This window comes from Floridaenema evergladense BLCC-F167, from assembly GCF_041929205.2.
Classification (GTDB): domain Bacteria; phylum Cyanobacteriota; class Cyanobacteriia; order Cyanobacteriales; family Aerosakkonemataceae; genus Floridanema; species Floridanema evergladense.
The window spans coordinates 6,376,432-6,394,535 of record NZ_CM171625.1; the positions used below are offsets into that span (position 1 = coordinate 6,376,432).

Consider the following 18,104-nt stretch of genomic DNA (forward strand, 5'->3'; position numbering starts at 1 on the left):
TGTATTTTTTAGGAGTTTGTTATGAGTTTAGGTTTTTCTCGGTTTAATTATGTTCCCGGAATTTTGGCAGGTACAGCTGTTGCTGTTGTGGTAATTAGCCAACCTGTTATGGCTAAAACTGCAAAAGATGTGGCTCAAATTGCTGTTCCTACAACGGTGAGAATTGACAATCCGCTGAGTAATGATTTGGGTGGTTCTGGAGTAATTATTGCGAAAAGTGGCAATACCTATACAGTTTTGACCGCTAATCATGTGGTACAAAATCCCAATTTGGAATACCAGATTTACACCAGTAAAGGCAAAACTTATACGGCAAAATCTGTGGTTAATTTGGCGAAAAATCCCAACGATCCCGATTTAGCAATTGTGACTTTTGAAAGTCCCGAACCACAAGCTGTTGCGGCAATTAGTAATTCCGATGAGGCGGGAATTGGATCGGGAATTTATATTGCTGGTTATCCGCAGTCAATTGAAGCTGGTGGACAAAGAGAATTTGAATTTACTGCTGGACAAGTTAGCAGTCGTCCTAGTAGTCGTCCCCAAGGTTATACGATTCGTTATGATGCTGTGACTCGCCGGGGAATGAGTGGTGGCCCTGTTTTTGATGTGAATGGACGAGTAATTGGAATTCATGGACAGGGCGATCGCACTGGTGCTGTACAAACAGAATCAGGTGGACAAGAAGAGATTAAAACTGGATTTAATGCCGCAGTTCCGATTAATACTTTTGTCGCTTTAATGCCTGAAGCTGGGATGAATTCTTCTAGTATCACTAGGGATAATAAACCAGCAGATAATGTCGCTGCAACTCAACCTTCCCGCGAAGAAGTTAAGGGTTGGTATAACAATTTTGCCCTTAATGTTGGCATTGGAATTATTCAGCGAGTTATCCCTGTGAGAATTCCTGGTTTTGGATTTTAGGAGGTAATTGCAAAAAACTGTTGGATGATTTGCGATCGATTACACATATTGTAGAGACGTTGTATACAACGTCTCTACAAGGTTGGGAGAGGCGGGTTTTGTTGTGAGGTTATCTGTAACAAACAAAGAATATTTGCTAAACCCGTCCCTACAAATTGACTGAAGGCATTTTTGAGTTTTCTTGACATTCAACAATTTTGAAACGAGGTAATTTATGCGTTGCATTCGTTTTTTAGTTCTAGGTTTGGTGAGTTTTGTTGCCGCTATTTTTGGTGCTTTACTCGTTCCTGGTACTTGGGTAAATCGCGTTTTTTCCACTTTAGTTTGTGGGATTTTCAGTTTCAATTCAATGGTTTGTACAGCAAATTGGGGACAATCTTCTCAGCGAGTAGTAGCAGCAACTCCCCCTGCTATAGAAAACACTATTTTTGATGGTTTTAGTGATTTGTTAGCACAGCGAGATCCCAATGAATTTGGAGATCCTCAACCAAGTACCCCTTCCCCACAACAAAGTAATCCACAAGCACCACCATTTCCCCAAGATCCAGGGCCAAATTTTCCTGTACGTCCTGAGTTTAATAATCCTAATACCAATCCTATTAACCCTAGTAATTCTCCGCCATCACAACCTAACATAACTGGTCGTGGTCAAGGTAATCTCACTGGTGAATGGACTTTTAAAACACAAGATTTTAAGTTAAATTATGACGGTTCCAAACTTACTTGTACTCCGGTGCCTAACGCTGAAATGATTCAACCAACTTTGCTGAATCAGAATGGCAACAAACTTGAGATGCAATCAGCATCTAATCCAATAGTAAATATTACCTTTGTAGGTGAGGGTACTCTATCCGGTAATCAAGTAAATTTACAGTCAGACTTCGTGACTGTGACTGGAACACTTAGCAGTGATGGTAATCAAATCACTGGAAAATTGGACTGTCAAGGGGTAATTTTGCCTTTCACTGCAACACGAAAAGGTGGTAATCAAAATTCCTGTCCATCAACGGCAAGTGTTCCTAGAACCTATAACTTTAGCTCTTCATCTGATAAAAAGAGAATAGAGGGGAAGAGTAACTTGAACGAAAAGATGTTACTTGAAATTATTAGTCCTCGCTTAATAGCAATGGACTATACAGACTGCCAAGGTAGAAGGTGGCTGTTCAAAGTAGAAAAGTCTAGGAATTCGTCCAAGCTTCAAACTTCATTGATGACCAAGAAAACAAACACTTATAAAAATCAAGTTATAGCAGCTATAGATCCAATCCATTTAGTTCTATGCCCAGCTTGTGAAATGGTGTCAGAAGTAATTAAAAAACTTAAGGCTACAATAGACTTGTTCAATAATCAAACTGGTGAAATTCCGGGTGCAATTGACATATATTGGCAGATGTTTAGTAGAGACTTTACGGGTGCTGTGGAATCAGCATCTTGGAAGGCAATTGAATCTTTAACTGATAAATTAATGTTAAATCCACTTAAAGATTTCCTTGAAGCTCTATCCAATGCTGCTTTAGGTTGCGGTGCTTCCTTACAAGGCTATTGTGCTGGACTTGACTATCAAGAACCTTTACCTCCACCACAACCACAACCACAGTTACCACAAGGAACTGGTACTTGTGCTCCTAATACTTTCAAGTTGCCGGAAGAAGAGGACAAAGTTAGAGAAGTTTGCCGTATAAGACTTCAACAATGGGTTAAGCCAGGGCCACCACCTTATATTTCATATTGTGGTGTTTGGAATGCAACTTTTGTGCTTAGTTGTGAAGATTTTATGAAAAATGGCTCTCCTGAAAGGCGTTCAAACTAGGTTAAGCATAATCCGTTCTCTCATCTCTATGATTTTTTTGCCTTACTATAGCGTTTCTCAATTGAATGAAGTACGCAGAATTTCTTGACAGCAAAGTTATTGGTATTCGTCTGTACCTCATCCAATTGGGAAACGCTATACAATTTCAGATAGTTAACTCTGAATATTGCTCAAAACCTGAATCTGAATTTGGAAAAGTTCGAGCGTGATCGCTAATTCCTACGATATGCGATCGCACTACCAGAAAAAAATGCGATCGCTTTTTGTTTGTTAATGATTTTGCGATCGTTAGTCACTTCTTTTTATGGCAAAATGGGAAAACAGACTATAAAAAACTAAATTATCATGACTGAAAGACTAGACAGAATTGAAGCTACTATAGAAGCTAATGCAGCAGCGATTGCCGAATTGCGTTCAGCACAGGAAGCAGAAAGAGCCGCGATCGCCGAATTGCGATCGACAGTAAATTCACTAGTGCAAATTGTCGAAATCCATCAGCACAATCATGAAGTAAGTCAACGTAATTTTGAAGCGATTATGAACGAAATTAGAGGCATTCGCACGGAAAATCAGCGAATATTAGAGCATTTATTTGGTAGGCAAGAAGAGTGAGGTAATCGCACTACTAGCAAAAAATGCGTTCGCGTAACGTGCCGTAGGCGTATCGCTTTTTTCGGCTAAGTTTAGGAAAGGCGATCGTTCTTTTTTGTGTTGATGGCAAAAAGTGCGGTTGGGTTGTTTTTGGTTATGCGATCGGCCTGATTAATGTGATTAACTGAAATAGATGAACCACCAAATAATATAATTAATACATAGAGTATGAAAATCCCTAATGACTCGTTTTCCCCACGATCAATTTGCCAAAGAATACCTGAAAGAATTATTAACACCATTAGGACAAGTAGAAACTAGCCGCAACGTAGCCGGAGAAGTGCGAGAAATCGATGTTTTATTTACCCCATCATCAACACAAACAAGTACAGCAAAAATCTTGGGATTATTAGGTAAGATTGCCACCGCACCCGCCATTATTGAACCATTCCGTAATCCAGTTACCAGCAGCCAAATTCGCAGTTGCATGAGTAAATTATTTGACGTTCATGCAGATATAGAACGTCAGGCAAAAAGAGAAAATACAAAAATTAACGAATCTGACTTACCAAAATTATGGATTCTTTCCCCTACAGCATCACCATTGTTATTAGATAGTTTTGGAGCAAGTATTGATGTCGAAAACTGGGCGCAAGGAGTTTATTTACTACCAGAAAACCTGAAAACTGCGATCGTAGCCATTCATCAGTTACCACCTACTCCAGAAACACTCTGGCTGAGAATTTTGGGTAAGGGAACAGTCCAAAAAAAAGCAATTAATGAATTGACCGCACTACCAGAAGATAACTCATTACGAGCAAATGCGCTAGAGTTATTGTATAACCTGCGCGTCATTCTCGAAACAAATCAAAACTTAGATGCAGAAGACAGGGAGTTAATTATGGAATTATCACCGCTTTATTTAGAGAGGTTAAATGAAGCTACACAACAAGGTATTGAACGAGGAATACAACAAGGTATTGAACGAGGAATACAACAAGGAGAAAGCATTGTTGTCGAAAATTTGCTTCGAGTTCGCTTTGGTGTATTGGATGAGGAACTACGATCAATAGTTGAGTCGTTGTTAGAGTTACCGCCTGAAGAGTTTACCTTGTTGCTGTTGCAATTATCCCGTGATGAATTATTGGCTAGGTTTAGCAGATAGAATTAATAATGATTTTCTTAATAACCTTTTCAGAAACTCGGTTTTTTAGAAAAACTGGGTTTCTTTAGCAAGTGCGATCGAACTGTTTTGAGTTAGGCGATCGCTCTTTTTTGTGTTGATGGGAAAAGTGCGATTGGGTTGTTTTTGGTTATGCGATCGCACTACCAGAAAAAAAGGCGATCGCCACTAGATTTACTCATTCGATGATTTCTCTGATATAATTCATCTAATTTCTAAACTTTTTAACGGCAATAAAGCAAATATTATGGAGGTTGAGAAACGCTGGATAGTTCGCGATCGCTATGGAAATAATATATATTTGAGTGAGGAACGATGGTCACACATCATCGACCCAGAAAATCATCCAGAAATGGCAGATTGTGAAGAATCTCTTGAGCAAACGATTCGTTGAGGTCGTCGTACCCAAGATTCATTAAACCCCCAAAAATATCGCTATATAATGGCTTTTGAAGATTTAGAACCAAGCAATACCCATATTGTTGCGATCGTTCTCTGTCGATATACTCAAGGTAAAGACGGTCAACCAGTACCAAATAACTATATTGTGACAGCCTATCAAAAATTCATTGGTTAATTGTATGAGCAACCCAAATATAAAATATGATGAAATCAGCGATACTCTCACCATCTCCTTTAAATCAGGGGTGGAAGCAACAGGCATAGAATTGACAGAACATATTCTGTTACGCATTAATAAATCCCAACGAAAAGCAATAAGTATCAATATTTTTGAATACTCCGTATTAAGTCAAAAAACAGAAATGGGAACCCGCAGTTTCCCGATCGCAGGATTAGCTCAACTATCAAGGGAAATGCAAGAAATTGTCTTTGATATATTGCTCAACGAACCAGTCAGCAAATATTTACATCTTTCAGCTTACACGCTGTCGATCGTCGAAACAATTCCGATCGTATCCGTGCGATCAATACCCGTTGGGATTGAAGGTTAAAGCTAATATTAAATGCGATCGCGTAGCGTGCTCTCTTGCATATCGCTTTTTTCAGCTAAGTTTGGAAAATGCGATCGCGTAGCGTGTTCTCTTGCATATCGTTCTTTTTTGTGTTGGTGGGAAAAAGTGCGATGGATTGTTTTTGGTTATGCGATCGCTTTTTGTTTGTTAATGATTTTGCGATCGTTAGTCAATTCTTTTTGTGGCAAAATTGGAAAATAGACTATAAAAAACTAAATTATCATGACTGAAAGACTAGACAGAATTGAAGCTACCATAGAGGCTAATGCAGTTCAAATACAAGCAAATACAGTAGCGATCGCTCAATTGCGTTCAGCGCAGGAAGCAGAAAGAGCAGAGATTGCCGAATTGCGATCAGAATGGCAAGCAGAAAGAGCCGCGATCACCGAATTGCGATCGACAGTAAGTTCGCTTGTGCAAATAGTTGAAATTCATCAGCGCAATCATGAAGTCAGCCAACGTAACTTTGAGGCAATTCAGCGTCATATTGAAACAATGACTGCGGAAATTAGAGGATTGAGAACTGAAAGTCAACGTATTTTAGAGCATTTATTTGGTAGGCAAGAAGAGTGAAGGTAGCGCACTACCAGAAAAAAATGCGATCGCGTAGCGTGCTCTCTTGATGCCTGTCGAGAAGAATTGCAGGAAATTTTGGAAGATTGGATATTACTCAGCCTTACCCTAAACCTTCCCTTACCCGTAATAGATGGAATCGATCTAACTATTAGCAAGGAAGCCGCCTGATGCCACCTTTAGGCCCGATTAAACGTCAGGATTTAATTTATTATTTGAGACAGTTGGGATTTGAAGGTCCCTATTCCGGTAAAAAACACCAATTCATGTTAAGAGATACCCAGCGAATCACAATCCCAAATCCTCATGAATAAGTTTAGGAAAGGCGATCGAACTATGTTTTGTTATTTATGCGATCGCTTGAGACAAACAAATTAAAGAATCATTATAAAAATGTGTTAAAATAATTTTTAATTTCCTATTTTGTAGGCAAATAAATAAGGTAGCAGGATGGAAAACTGTAGAGTTGCGATCGGCAGCACATCTTACAAAACCCTGCAAGAAATGGCTGCACGTTCTGGGGAATCAATCCAAGAAATTCTTGATAAAGCGATCGAACAATACCGAAGACAAAAGTTTTTGGAAGAAGCAAACAATGCTTACGCCGCTTTACGCAATAATCCAGAAGCGTGGGCTAACGAAATAGAAGAAAGAGAAGCCTGGGATGTAACTTTAACTGATGGATTAGAATGACTTCAATTAAACCATCTCGCGGCGATATATGGCTCGTTGATTTAAATCCTACCAAAGGCCGAGAACAGGCGGGTAAACGCCCCTGTTTAGTCGTATCTGTAGACCTATTCAATCAAGGTGCATCTGGTTTAGCAGTGGTTTTACCAATTACTTCAAAAGACAAAGGAATTCCTTTTCATGTTGAGATTAATCCTCCTGAAGGAGGACTAATACAAAAAAGTTTTATTAAATGTGAAGATGTACGCTCAATTAGTGTAGAAAGGCTTTCTCAAAAGTTGGGTATAGTTTCTGCAACAACAATGAATATGGTAGAAGAAAGACTACGCATTCTTTTAGGATTATAGGAAAAGGTTATGCGATCGGACTATGTTCTGTTATTTATGCGATCGCTAAACAGTTTCTACTGAAACTAACTCCCCAAAAATTGCTAGTTCTCTAATAATTTTATAATCCCCTATAGATTCTTCTAAATTTAGCAAAGCTTCCAATTCTCGTGCTTCTTTTGGAGTTAAATCTTGCCGTTCTGTTGCATAGACAATTTCCCCAAGCATAATTAACTTTGATTCCACAGGAATATTATTTCTGATACCCAGTTCGATCCTTTGTTTAATACTATTAAAATTTTTCTCCATTATCCAATTCCTCCCTAGTTAAAACCTGAATTCTACCATCATTAAAAACCAAAGCTATTTTTTGCAACAGCCTTTCTGTATCCCAAACCATAGCTCTAGCAATCCCTCTATTTATATCTCCAATATCAACATCTTTATCTATATGGTAAGCCACATTAGGAGCGCGTTTCTTAGCTACAGCCACACCTCGCTGAACTGCATTGCTAACATTGATTGCTTCTACACTCAGTTGCTTAAACTCCCAATACTCTCCATCTATTTCAGCATCAGGTGTTCTAATCCCAGATGCAGCTTGTTCGCTCAATAACGTCACCCTTTTTCCCTGTCGAGCAAAAACTTCAGCCACAAATCTTTCTGAATCTGTAATATTGTGATTTTTATGGATGAGGACAAATCCACCAGTATTTTCATTAGAAAAATATCTTTCATATTCTGGTGCAGCTTGGTTATAAATTTCCCAACTTTCCTCAATATATTGGGACACAATAAACATGACTACAGTTCAACTCCAAATTCCCGAAGAAGTATTAATCAGCCTTAAAGAAACACCCGAAACAATTGCTAGAGAACTGCAAATATTAGCCGCAGTTAAATTATTTGAACTCGGCAAATTATCATCAGGACGTGCGGCACAGTTAGCCGGAATGTCACGAGTACAATTCCTTCTTTTACTAGGAAAATATCAGGTATCGCCCTTTTCTTTAACCACAGAAGAATTAGAGCGAGATGTACATAATGCCTGAAACTACAGTCATAGTTAACACATCACCATTGCTCTACCTTCATCAAGTAGGACAGCTACTAGCAAAGAAGCCTCCTGATGCGAGCTTTAGGAGCGCACAGATCGGATTCCTATTACAATAACAATATCTAAAAAATAACCAACTCATGAGGTGAATTATGCCGATAATCCGCGCCTTACTCTTGCTACTGAGTTTAACATTCTTCCTGTGGACATCACCCGCCCAAGCAGCTACTAGAATTTCCCCACAATTAGAAGAACAAGTTTTACAAATTATCCGCCAACATCCAGAAGCAATTGTTGAATCTGTCCAAGCATACCAACAGAAAATTCAAAATCAATTAGTTCAGGCACAACAGGCATTTGTTCAACAAATGAAAACTAATCCTGATGCTATAATTGCTCAATCTCCAATTACAGGAGCGCCTGCCAAAAAAATTATTTTAATAGAATTTTCTGACTTTCAATGTCCCTACTGTGCCCAAGCACACAAAACTATTAAAGAATTCATGGCAAAACATCAGGATGAAGTCACTTTAGTTTACAAACATTTCCCTTTATCTAGCATTCATCCCGAAGCTTTGCCAGCAGCAAAAGCAGCTTGGGCAGCTGGGCAACAAGGTAAATTCTGGCAATATCATGATGCCTTATTTGCTCAGCAAAATAAACTTGGGGAAGACTTTTATTTAGAAACTGCCAAAAATTTGAATTTGGATTTGGATAAGTTTAATAGCGATCGCCAAAACGCCGAAAAAGCCATCACCGAAGATCTAATTTTAGGAGAAAGCGTTGGCATTTCCGGCACTCCCTTTTTCATCATGAACGGCGCAACATTTTCCGGTGCAGTACAATTATCAGACGTAGAAGATGTTTTAACCCGTGTTAAAAGCTAATTATGTTTAGTCATTAGTCATTAGCGAAAATTTCTGCCCAATGACTAATGACAAAGGACAAACAACAATGCAACTCAACGTTAACATTCAAGGCAAAGGATTTCCTATTCTTTGTTTACACGGACATCCTGGTTCTAGTAACAGTATGTCCGTTTTTACCAAACACCTTTCCCAACGCTTTCAAACCATCGCCCCTGACTTGCGCGGATATGGTCAAAGTCGTTGCCAGGGCAATTTTGTCATGCAAGACCATTTAATCGACTTAGAAAGCCTGCTAGAGCGCTTACAGATTGATCGTTGCCTAGTACTGGGATGGTCGTTAGGAGGAATTCTGGCTTTAGAATTAGCGTTGAGAAACCCGGAAAAAGTGAGCGGACTAATTTTAATTGCCACCGCTGCCCGTCCTCGTGGTAGTCATCCGCCTATTAGTTGGCAAGATAATCTTTATACTGGACTAGCGGCGATCGTAAATCAATTACAACCGGGTTGGGAATGGAATATTGAAAATTTCGGCAAAAAATCGCTGTTTCGCTACTTGATTCAACAACATACTCCAGCGACTTACAACTTTATTGCCACAGAAGCAGTTGCAGCTTATTTACGAACATCGTCAGCCGCTACACAGGCTTTAACTACAGCGATTAGAACAGGTTATAACCGACTTCAAGACCTATGGCAAATTCAATGCCCCGCTTTAGTGTTAGCGGGAGCAGCCGATCGCCACATTACCCCTGAATCTAGTTTAGAAACGGCACAACATCTGAAAAACTCACAATGGCAATGTTATCCCAACACCGCCCATCTTTTTCCTTGGGAAATTCCCGAACAGGTAATTAGAGATATCGATCGCTGGATTGCAGATCGTCCCGCAGTAGTAGCTGGTGGGGAGATAGGGAGATAGGGAGACAAGGAGACAAGAGGACAAGGGGAATTTTGACCTTCTGCCTTCCTCCTAGCAAAATCTGCCCTAAAACTGACCGCTAAAAGCTGGTGAAGCCTTGCGGTCAATTCTCTCCCCCAAATCGCCATCGACTGTCAGTTTATTTGGCTTACAGCGTTTAATATACACTTCAATACCGATCGCCCCTTCCATTTCCAAATCTTCTAAATAACCAGTCTTAGAAGCTAGAGCTTCCTTAGCAGTCAAAAAAGGGCCGAAATAGTAAGTACATTGGGGCTTTTGGGTAATAACTTCCAGCCACCAAGCCAACCCGAAGAAATTTAGAATGCTGAGCAAAAATTCTTTCATGACCTCAACCTGTCCTTTAGGATAAACGCTATCTAGTGAGCTTCTTTATTTAAATTTCTTTATACTCTGTTACCTTTCTTTTTTCAAAGTATCTTTTTTTAACTTTTCTAGGTGTAGTGTACTTGACCAACGTTGGCGGAAAATCTCATAAAGAGCCATTCCTGCTGCAACTGAAGCATTCAAGCTTGGTGTTTTTCCTCCTAAAGGAATAGAAACTAGAAAATCGCAGCAACGTTGAGTCAACAAACTTAAACCTTCCCCTTCAGAACCAACCACCAAAACTATAGGGCCAGTAAACTGAACCGTATGTATTGGTCGATCGGTATTAGCCTCTGTACCGTAAATCCAAAAACCTGCCGCCTTTAATTCTTCTAGGGCCGATCGCAAATTAACCACCCTCGCCACTGGTAGATTTTCTAAAGCCCCCGACGCGACTTTAATCACAGTTGACGTAACTCCGACCGCACGTCGTTGTGGGATTACTAAACCATGAACTCCCAGTGCTTCTGATGTGCGAATAATTGCACCCAAATTATGGGGATCGGTCACGCTATCCAAAACCACAATTACTGGTTGTTCGGAAACACTTTTAGCTTGGGAAATTAAATCTCCTAACTCCACATATTCATAAGGCGCAATCTGTGCCGCTATTCCTTGATGATTTGCTCTGTGAGTAATGTAATCTAAACGCTTCGCTTCTACCTCATCAATTACGGTACCATTTGCTTTCGCTTGGGTTAACAACGTATGAAACCGGGGATCGTATCGCAGTTGCGGTAAAATCCAAATTCGATTCAAAGAACGCTGATTCGTTAAAGCAGCTAACACGGACTGACGACCATAAATCAAATCCGTATCTTCAGATTCTCCATTGACTTCATAAGTTACCTGTTGCGGTTCTCGTCGAGTATTTACCTGTCGAGTCAATATCTTTCGAGGTTCGCGTCGCGGTTCCCGTCGCGGTTCATCACCAGACTCATGGCGAGACTCATTTCGTAATTCAGGCAAGGGAACATTATTATTTACTTTACGAATTGGGTTTACCGATGGTCGGTTTAACCTGCCTTTGAGAGGTCTACTGCGCTTGGACTGACCTGGATTTTCCGGGCGGTAATTTTTACTCATTATTTTGTAGGGATTTTCAGTTAGTTTAGGGAATGATTAATTGGTGATTCAAAAAGTCTTAACTAGAGTGGTAGGGAAAAAGCAAACAACTACTCATCAGTCTTTTAACCAATCCGATCGCCAATAGCCAATCCGCTTTTCGATCAAGTGTCTGATCTTAATGTACATATTCCAAATTGGTAGTTTCAGCTGTCTTGAGTTCTATTTTAAGACTCTTCCCCTTGAGGGAAATCAAAGTCTAATTTAGCTAACAGCTGAGCTAACCTCTGAGAATCAGTGAGATAAAGATATCCAATCAAAGTTTCCAGGCTACTAGCTTCTTGATAGATTTTTGCAGATAATCGCTTTGGCCCGGAGCCAGCAGCATTTCGACCGCGCCGGAGAATTTCGCTCTCCGCTTCTGTGAGATGGGGTTGGAGCGATCGCAAATGTCTCACCTGACTCTCTGCTCTCACTTGACACACCACCTGCCGATGATAATTGTCTATCCTTTTCGTCGGGAAAAGATAACGGCTCCGAACATACAACTCAAAAACTGCATCTCCTATATATGCCAAAGCAACAGGAGAAAGCTGATTAACTTCTGACAACGAACAATTTATACCTGAGAGCGGCTGATGAAACATCGCTTCTGAATTTTACCATAAATACTCATAGAGAATAATTAAAAATTTTTACAACAAATTAGCTATCCAGAAATTCACCGGATAGCAGGAGAAATATTTCGTCTTGCCAGCTTATTGTTTTTTGTCTTTGAGGTTTTCTAAGGCAGCTTCTAACGTTGGTTGCAAAGATAGAAACTCTTGCAAACGTACTAGCTTAACTGTTTGAGTAACACGGGGATTAGAGACAATCTGTAGACTGCCCTTGTTATTTTGAGCTTGCTTGGCTATTTGTACCAAAGCACCCAAACCTGAACTATCGACAAAATCGATTTGGGAAAGATCCAAAATAATATTTTTTGGCCCTTCTTCAATACAATTTGCGATCGCTTTACGAAAATTCGGTTCCGAAAACGCATCTAATAAGCCTGTAAGACGAAATAACTGGTAATTATCTTGGACATCTTTTGTGCCCCTAAGACTTACGGTCAAGTTAAGTGGGTCAGGAATAGTTCCCTCCTAGCTCCTTTGTCCTTCACTAGAGGCTCCAGTATATATAGTTTCTGGAATTTTGTCTACATATTTGAGGATGGATTTGTAAAATAGGGGATTGGGGATTTGAGGTTGGGAAAGTTTTGAGTGGTACGGACAATTCATGAATTGTCCGTACTTGAATTGTGAGTGAAAGCCTGCACCCCTGCCCCTAAAGTTGTCCCTCTACCCTTTAACAGAGGTAGCTTGAGCTTGGCGATTTTGGCGCATTGACTCGACGAACTGTTCAAACAGGTAGTCAGCATCGTGGGGGCCGGGACTGGCTTCTGGGTGATACTGGACAGAGAACAAAGGTAGGGATTTGTGACGTAAGCCAGCGACGGTGCGATCGTTCAAATTAAGATGAGTAATTTCCACCTCAGCATCGGGAATTGTCTGTGGATCGATCGCAAAACTATGATTTTGGCTAGTAATCTCAATCTTTCCCGTTAACCCCGCAGGTTGATTCAAACCCCGATGACCAAACTTCAGTTTATAAGTATCGCCACCCAAAGAAAGACCTAAAATTTGGTGTCCCATACAAATACCAAACACAGGCTTTTCCGCCTTCAGCAAAGCCTTCGTAGTTTCAATCCCCTCAATATTAGCCGCTGGGTCGCCAGGGCCATTAGAAAGGAAAATCCCATCAGGATGGTATTTTAAAATCTCTTCTGCTGGCGTATCAGCCGGAACCACAATCACCCGACAACCATAACTAGCTAAACGGCGAAGAATATTCTTCTTCACACCGAAATCTAGTGCCACAACCGTAAAAGATTCCTCAGTTTTTTCTACTGGTTTAAACTCCCAAACCGGATTAGTAGGTTCAGACCACTCATAAACCTTCCGAGTAGTCACATTTTTCACTAAATTTAATCCAGCCATACTCGGAGCCGCTTTTACTTTAGCAAGTAACTCCGATGGATCGAGGATTTCCGTAGAAATTCCCCCGTTCATTGCCCCAAACTCTCGAATTTTCCGGGTTAAAGCACGAGTATCGATACCGTAAATTGCCGGAATATTGTATTGTTTCAAATAATCTGGTAAAGATTGGGTCGATCGCCAATTGCTCGGACGAGTGCAAATATTACGCGCAATAGCACCTCGAACTTGGGGACGTTCTGATTCTTCATCTTCAGGATTAATACCCGTGTTACCCAGTTCGGGATAAGTAAAAAGCACAATTTGACCGCAGTAACTAGGATCGGTTAAAACCTCTTGATATCCAGTGATGCCAGTGTTAAACACTACTTCCCCAATAGTCGTTCCTGGCGCACCGAATGACCAACCCCGAAAAGTTGTGCCATCTGCTAAAACAAGCAGCGCTGGTTGAGCATCTAAAAGTGCCATAAATTCCTGTCTTTGATTCGTAGCGATGTCAATCTTACACGACCTCCAAGAGTTGTGAGATTTTTCTTCTAAATTAATGTTGGGATTTGATTACATTCCCTGACTTGGGGACTAGAACATCGATTCAGTATTGTCGTCGGCGATGAGAAACCGGGTTTCTTTCGCTCGCACAGTCAATATTTCGTTACCCCAAGTCAAAGAAACCCGGTTTCTGGGATTACTGAATTGGTGTTCTAGGGATTGGGAAGAAAAGGTAGCGAGGTGGGGAGATTCTGTAGCTACATCTCCCCACCTCGCCAGTCCCCAACTCCTCTGCCTTCTTAAAAGATGGTCACAAGAGCCATAAAATTAATAGGGGCAAGGAAATTAATTGTGTAAACTCTGGCTAATTCATGACTTCCCAATCATTTCTGATAGTTGATGACCAGCCCATTTTTTTAGAACAAGCTTTGCGATATCTGCAAAGTTGTGGCAAACTAGGGCTTTTTATCGGGGATATTCTGCGACAGCACATTATTGAGCAAGAACAACTCAAGCTGGGCGACCCTCAAATTGAAAATGCACTTGTGGAACAGGCAATAATTGATTTTCGCATTCAAAGTCAGTTGACCGATCCTAAGCGTTTTCAAGAATGGTTAAATAGTAAGGGTATAGATTACCCAACTTTTCACAATCAGTTTGCTTATAATTTTAAGCTAGACAAACTGAAGGCTCAAGTAACTTCATCCCACTTGCAAAATTATTACAATGAGCGCAAAATTTTTCTAGACCGTGTAGTTTTATCGCGTATTATTGTCGATAATCCCGATGAAGCAGAAAAACTGCGCGAACAAATTGAAACAGGTGATAGTTTTGAACAAGTGGCGCGAGAACATTCTTTGACTGAGGAGCGTTTAGCTAATGGAATGATGGGCGCTATTAGTATGGGAACTTTACCAGAACCTCTTCAGAGTGAGGTAATAAAGGCTGAAGCTGGAACTATTTTAGGGCCTTTACAAGTGGAAGGACGTTGGGGTTTGTTTCGGGTTGAGCAGTTTTTACCTAGTTCTTTGGAAGATTTCCAAGTAAGACAAGCATTGCAAAATGAGTTGTTTGAACGGTGGTTAGGGGAAAGACTACAAAAGCTAAATGTAAAATTGCTTAGTTAATCTCGATCGCCAGTAGAGGCGTTTCATCAAACGTCTCTACCTCTAGAGCAATTCAAAATAGACTATGCTGATTCGAGAATCCTCAAAACTTACCTAATCTCTAAAACGAAAGTTTTCTACCAGAAGTAAGAGAAATCTGCATTTACAGTGTATCTTAAAGAAAACTGTTGTTCATCACTCTGGTTAACATGGAAACGGAAAAGTTGAATTTTTTAGCTGACAATCAATCTGTCGCTTCATTGGTATCGCAATTGCAAGAATATTTTAAGAATTCCTATTCTCATTTTCAGGTAAAACGAAGTCGTATTGTCAGCGATTTACACGCGACTTCTGGTGAGAATGAGCAGGAATTGATCAAACAATTGCAAGATGTAGATGCTGCTCTTACTATTTTCGGTATACTCAGCGATGTGATGTCTGCTGCTGATAAGGTGCTACACGCTAAAGCTGTAATGCAACGGCTAGGGTTAGATAGCGAGATTTATGAGTTACATCATCAAGTAAAAAAAGATTAAAGCTTGTTAAATGTTAGGGGCAGATAAGTTACTTTTACTAGTATCTTTCTCTTTTTTTTCTGCCCCCAGGTTTGATAATTGAAATTTCCCCGATCGCTAACCAAGATATAATTCTGAAATAAGCCACCGAATATCCCAGTGAGTTTGTTGCTAGATAGCTGTGTGTTTTTCACTTTTTCTGTAACTAGTTGGTTAGTCATCTTTAATGTGAAATCTAAAATTGTTTAAGATGGGTTATCGGACTCAGGCGATCGATACTTCTATTGAAGCAGAGCAAGTTCAATTTGCCCTTTGGCGCAAAATGACACCAAAGCAAAAAGAAGCTTTGTTTCAACGAGTAGCTAAAAAAGGTTCAGTCTTAGCTTTATTGGGAATTCAAAACCAATTTCCTCATGCCTCACCAACGAAAATTAAACAGCAATATGTGAGGAAACGTTTAGGACAAGAATGGGCTGATTTTATCAGCAGATTAGAATATTCAGGAGAATTAATGCTAGAAGATCCAATTTGGTTGGCACACCAATTAGCAACTATCCTCAACTTTCTGAATATTCCTTATTATGTTGGCGGTTCCGTTGCCAGTTCCCTTCAAGGAGAAGTAAGATATACTGAAGATTTGGATTTAGCGATCGACATTCAATTTGCCCAGGTAGAACCACTAATTCAAGCAATGGCAGGACAATTTTACATCAGCGAAGTAGCAGTGATAGAAGCGATTAATGGGAGAACTTCATCGTTTAATGTGATTCATTTAGCAACAACCGAAAAAGCTGATTTATTTGTGATGCGTGACGATGATTTTTCTCATTCTCAAATGTCTCGCCGCCAGTTACATATTCCCGACAATGATGTTAGTAAATCGTTTTATGTCTGTTCCCCTGAAGATACAGTATTACAAAAACTTCTTTGGTTTCGCATGACTGCCAGAGAATCGCAAAAACAATGGCGTGATATTTTAGGTGTACTAAAACTACAAGGAGAAAATCTAGATTTTAGCTATCTCAACCAATGGGGGGAAAAACTGCAATTAACAGATTTATTAACACAAGCATTCCAAGAATCAGGTTTAGCAGAGTGACATCTGTTTGTTGTAACGACTTTAGTCGTAATTTGTGCTGACTTAACCACTACAAATCAATATCTTGTAACAATCGGGCTTCTAATGATTATGATTTTCCTAAGACAATGCCAGAATGTTAAGTAGCTAACATAGTCTTGTTGTAATACCGATTAATCTTTGCCATAAGTGTTTACTTCAACTACATCAGTGTCTCGTCTTGTTATTGCCCCAAGCCAAGTAATTCGCTGTACCCTAGCTCAGGGTGGGGAAGCGATCGCACGGATAGGCAAAAACCCCTTGGTAGTGGGGGGTGTACAATCTCTTGCCGTAGTCCAGCCACAGTTACAGTTAGCATTAGAACAACAACAGCTAACTACTGCCTTTGCCCACTATAGTCCAGATTGTTCAGAATCTACTTTGGCTTCCTTGAGAGCTAAGGTAGAACAACATCAAGCTGACATGATTATTGGTGTTGGTGGTGGCAAAGCTTTGGATACTGCCAAACTTTTAGCCCAGCAATGTCACATACCTGTTGTTACCATACCCACATCAGCAGCAACTTGTGCAGGTTGGACAGCCCTTTCTAACATTTACTCCGAACAAGGCGCTTATCTCTACGATGTGTCTTTGGAACGTTGTCCCGATTTATTGTTGTTGGATTACAGCTTAATTCAAACTGCCCCACAGCGGACTTTAGTCGCGGGAATAGGTGATGCTTTGGCGAAATGGTATGAAGCATCCGTCAGTAGCGGAAATTCTCAGCAAACCTTTATTATTGGTGCGGTTCAACAAGCGAGAGTTTTACGAGATATCTTATTCCAAAAGTCTCATGCTGCTTTACAAGAACCGGGGGGCGAAGTTTGGCGAGAAGTTGTTGATGCCACAGTCATGTTAGCAGGCGTGATTGGTGGATTAGGTGGGGCGCAATGTCGCACTGTCGCCGCCCATGCTGTACATAATGGATTAACTCACATTCTGGCAGCACATAATGCCCTGCATGGTGAGAAGGTGGCTTATGGGATTTTGGTGCAACTGCGTTTGGAGGAAATGCTGCAAGGTAATCAGTTAGCGGCTACGGCGAGACAACAATTACTCAAGTTTTATGGGGAAATTGGTTTACCGCGATCGCTAGATGATTTAGGTTTGGGGAATATTACTTTGGCTGAGTTGCGCCAAGCTGCTGAAATTACCTGTTCTCCTAATTCTGATATTCATCGCTTACCTTTTGAGGTTACGCCCGATCATTTGATGGCAGCTATGGTGTCTACGAAAATTCAGGAAGAGGCGAGGAAGAAGTAGGTTGGGGATTGGGGACTGGGGATTGGGGACTGGGGATTGGGGACTGGGAGACAAGGGGACAAGGGGACAACTCTCTAAGTGTCCAAACTAACTCAAAACTCAAAATTCTCTCACTCCCCAAACTCTCCCTAACTGAAAACTCAGAACTCAAAACTCAAAATTCTCTCACTCCCCAAACTCTCCCTAACTGAAAACTCAGAACTCAAAACTCAA

At 40.4% G+C, this 18,104-nt stretch carries 26 protein-coding genes; 19 read left to right on the forward strand and 7 right to left on the reverse strand.

The window, feature by feature from the left end; genetic code table 11:
• Nucleotides 1–21: 21 nt before the first annotated feature.
• From ACE1CA_RS30345 to ACE1CA_RS30400, 12 genes are all read left to right on the forward strand, one after another.
• The gene (locus tag ACE1CA_RS30345; protein ID WP_413277991.1) at nucleotides 22–921 is read left to right on the forward strand and encodes a S1 family peptidase; all 900 of its coding nucleotides are present in this window, start codon (nucleotides 22–24) and stop codon (nucleotides 919–921) included.
• A gap of 214 nt (nucleotides 922–1,135) precedes the next feature.
• Nucleotides 1,136–2,731, forward strand: coding sequence for a hypothetical protein (locus tag ACE1CA_RS30350; protein WP_413277990.1), 1,596 nt, complete (start codon nucleotides 1,136–1,138; stop codon nucleotides 2,729–2,731).
• Nucleotides 2,732–3,076: 345 nt separating this feature from the next.
• Nucleotides 3,077–3,343, forward strand: coding sequence for a hypothetical protein (locus ACE1CA_RS30355; RefSeq protein ID WP_413277989.1), 267 nt, complete (start codon nucleotides 3,077–3,079; stop codon nucleotides 3,341–3,343).
• A gap of 220 nt (nucleotides 3,344–3,563) precedes the next feature.
• The gene (locus ACE1CA_RS30360; RefSeq protein WP_413277988.1) at nucleotides 3,564–4,487 is read left to right on the forward strand and encodes an RpnC/YadD family protein; all 924 of its coding nucleotides are present in this window, start codon (nucleotides 3,564–3,566) and stop codon (nucleotides 4,485–4,487) included.
• A gap of 265 nt (nucleotides 4,488–4,752) precedes the next feature.
• Nucleotides 4,753–4,899: a hypothetical protein gene (locus ACE1CA_RS30365; RefSeq protein ID WP_413277987.1), complete on the forward strand. Its 147-nt coding sequence runs from the start codon at nucleotides 4,753–4,755 to the stop codon at nucleotides 4,897–4,899.
• A 48-nt stretch (nucleotides 4,900–4,947) separates the two neighbouring features.
• The gene (locus ACE1CA_RS30370) at nucleotides 4,948–5,082 is read left to right on the forward strand and encodes a hypothetical protein (protein ID WP_413277986.1); all 135 of its coding nucleotides are present in this window, start codon (nucleotides 4,948–4,950) and stop codon (nucleotides 5,080–5,082) included.
• A 4-nt stretch (nucleotides 5,083–5,086) separates the two neighbouring features.
• A complete protein-coding gene (locus ACE1CA_RS30375) occupies nucleotides 5,087–5,458 on the forward strand; it encodes a DUF2283 domain-containing protein (protein WP_413277985.1) in 372 nt (123 codons plus the stop codon).
• A 243-nt stretch (nucleotides 5,459–5,701) separates the two neighbouring features.
• Entirely contained in the window at nucleotides 5,702–6,052 is a 351-nt protein-coding gene (locus tag ACE1CA_RS30380) for a hypothetical protein (RefSeq protein WP_413277983.1), read from the forward strand.
• A gap of 78 nt (nucleotides 6,053–6,130) precedes the next feature.
• Nucleotides 6,131–6,223, forward strand: coding sequence for a hypothetical protein (locus ACE1CA_RS30385; RefSeq protein ID WP_486517989.1), 93 nt, complete (start codon nucleotides 6,131–6,133; stop codon nucleotides 6,221–6,223).
• Complete coding sequence (locus ACE1CA_RS30390; RefSeq protein WP_486517592.1) at nucleotides 6,223–6,366, forward strand: type II toxin-antitoxin system HicA family toxin; 144 nt, start codon at nucleotides 6,223–6,225, stop codon at nucleotides 6,364–6,366. The genes ACE1CA_RS30385 and ACE1CA_RS30390 overlap by 1 nt, the downstream gene beginning before the upstream one ends.
• A gap of 136 nt (nucleotides 6,367–6,502) precedes the next feature.
• Nucleotides 6,503–6,745, forward strand: a complete 243-nt coding sequence (locus ACE1CA_RS30395; RefSeq protein WP_413277982.1) for a hypothetical protein — start codon at nucleotides 6,503–6,505, stop codon at nucleotides 6,743–6,745.
• Nucleotides 6,742–7,089: a type II toxin-antitoxin system PemK/MazF family toxin gene (locus ACE1CA_RS30400; protein ID WP_413266657.1), complete on the forward strand. Its 348-nt coding sequence runs from the start codon at nucleotides 6,742–6,744 to the stop codon at nucleotides 7,087–7,089. The genes ACE1CA_RS30395 and ACE1CA_RS30400 overlap by 4 nt, the downstream gene beginning before the upstream one ends.
• 45 nt (nucleotides 7,090–7,134) lie before the next feature.
• On the opposite strand, the gene ACE1CA_RS30405 is transcribed toward ACE1CA_RS30400, so the two are convergent.
• On the reverse strand, nucleotides 7,135–7,377 hold the full coding sequence (locus ACE1CA_RS30405; protein WP_413277981.1) for a hypothetical protein: 243 nt from the start codon (nucleotides 7,375–7,377) through the stop codon (nucleotides 7,135–7,137).
• On the reverse strand, nucleotides 7,361–7,870 hold the full coding sequence (locus ACE1CA_RS30410; protein WP_413277980.1) for a CdiA C-terminal domain-containing protein: 510 nt from the start codon (nucleotides 7,868–7,870) through the stop codon (nucleotides 7,361–7,363). The genes ACE1CA_RS30405 and ACE1CA_RS30410 overlap by 17 nt, the downstream gene beginning before the upstream one ends.
• Between ACE1CA_RS30410 and ACE1CA_RS30415 the strand changes: the two genes are divergently transcribed.
• The 3 genes from ACE1CA_RS30415 to ACE1CA_RS30425 all read left to right on the forward strand — a co-directional run bounded on the left by ACE1CA_RS30415 (nucleotide 7,869) and on the right by ACE1CA_RS30425 (nucleotide 9,913).
• Nucleotides 7,869–8,120: a UPF0175 family protein gene (locus ACE1CA_RS30415; protein ID WP_413277979.1), complete on the forward strand. Its 252-nt coding sequence runs from the start codon at nucleotides 7,869–7,871 to the stop codon at nucleotides 8,118–8,120. The genes ACE1CA_RS30410 and ACE1CA_RS30415 overlap by 2 nt on opposite strands.
• 157 nt (nucleotides 8,121–8,277) lie before the next feature.
• Nucleotides 8,278–9,012 (forward strand): DsbA family protein, encoded by a 735-nt coding sequence (locus ACE1CA_RS30420; RefSeq protein WP_413277978.1) that lies wholly within the window; start codon nucleotides 8,278–8,280, stop codon nucleotides 9,010–9,012.
• A gap of 40 nt (nucleotides 9,013–9,052) precedes the next feature.
• On the forward strand, nucleotides 9,053–9,913 hold the full coding sequence (locus tag ACE1CA_RS30425; protein ID WP_413277977.1) for an alpha/beta fold hydrolase: 861 nt from the start codon (nucleotides 9,053–9,055) through the stop codon (nucleotides 9,911–9,913).
• A 66-nt stretch (nucleotides 9,914–9,979) separates the two neighbouring features.
• Here ACE1CA_RS30425 and ACE1CA_RS30430 read toward each other — a convergent pair whose 3' ends face one another.
• The 5 genes from ACE1CA_RS30430 to carA form a co-directional block, all read right to left on the reverse strand.
• The gene (locus ACE1CA_RS30430) at nucleotides 9,980–10,261 is read right to left on the reverse strand and encodes a DUF1816 domain-containing protein (RefSeq protein ID WP_413277976.1); all 282 of its coding nucleotides are present in this window, start codon (nucleotides 10,259–10,261) and stop codon (nucleotides 9,980–9,982) included.
• A 69-nt stretch (nucleotides 10,262–10,330) separates the two neighbouring features.
• The gene (rlmB, locus tag ACE1CA_RS30435; RefSeq protein WP_413277975.1) at nucleotides 10,331–11,386 is read right to left on the reverse strand and encodes a 23S rRNA (guanosine(2251)-2'-O)-methyltransferase RlmB; all 1,056 of its coding nucleotides are present in this window, start codon (nucleotides 11,384–11,386) and stop codon (nucleotides 10,331–10,333) included.
• Between the two features lie 206 nt (nucleotides 11,387–11,592).
• Nucleotides 11,593–12,012, reverse strand: coding sequence for a Mini-ribonuclease 3 (locus tag ACE1CA_RS30440; RefSeq protein WP_413277974.1), 420 nt, complete (start codon nucleotides 12,010–12,012; stop codon nucleotides 11,593–11,595).
• Between the two features lie 111 nt (nucleotides 12,013–12,123).
• Nucleotides 12,124–12,480, reverse strand: a complete 357-nt coding sequence (locus ACE1CA_RS30445; RefSeq protein WP_413277973.1) for an STAS domain-containing protein — start codon at nucleotides 12,478–12,480, stop codon at nucleotides 12,124–12,126.
• Between the two features lie 225 nt (nucleotides 12,481–12,705).
• Nucleotides 12,706–13,869: a glutamine-hydrolyzing carbamoyl-phosphate synthase small subunit gene (gene carA / locus ACE1CA_RS30450; protein ID WP_413277972.1), complete on the reverse strand. Its 1,164-nt coding sequence runs from the start codon at nucleotides 13,867–13,869 to the stop codon at nucleotides 12,706–12,708.
• A gap of 392 nt (nucleotides 13,870–14,261) precedes the next feature.
• Here carA and ACE1CA_RS30455 point away from each other — a divergent pair, with 392 nt between their 5' ends.
• From ACE1CA_RS30455 to ACE1CA_RS30470, 4 genes are all read left to right on the forward strand, one after another.
• On the forward strand, nucleotides 14,262–15,017 hold the full coding sequence (locus tag ACE1CA_RS30455) for a peptidylprolyl isomerase (protein WP_413277971.1): 756 nt from the start codon (nucleotides 14,262–14,264) through the stop codon (nucleotides 15,015–15,017).
• Between the two features lie 167 nt (nucleotides 15,018–15,184).
• Nucleotides 15,185–15,532 carry a hypothetical protein gene (locus tag ACE1CA_RS30460; RefSeq protein ID WP_413277970.1) on the forward strand — a complete coding sequence of 116 codons (348 nt, stop codon included), beginning with the start codon at nucleotides 15,185–15,187 and terminating at the stop codon, nucleotides 15,530–15,532.
• A gap of 229 nt (nucleotides 15,533–15,761) precedes the next feature.
• Nucleotides 15,762–16,610: a hypothetical protein gene (locus tag ACE1CA_RS30465; protein WP_413277969.1), complete on the forward strand. Its 849-nt coding sequence runs from the start codon at nucleotides 15,762–15,764 to the stop codon at nucleotides 16,608–16,610.
• Nucleotides 16,611–16,799: 189 nt separating this feature from the next.
• Nucleotides 16,800–17,891, forward strand: a complete 1,092-nt coding sequence (locus ACE1CA_RS30470; RefSeq protein WP_413277968.1) for an iron-containing alcohol dehydrogenase family protein — start codon at nucleotides 16,800–16,802, stop codon at nucleotides 17,889–17,891.
• Nucleotides 17,892–18,104 lie beyond the last annotated feature (213 nt).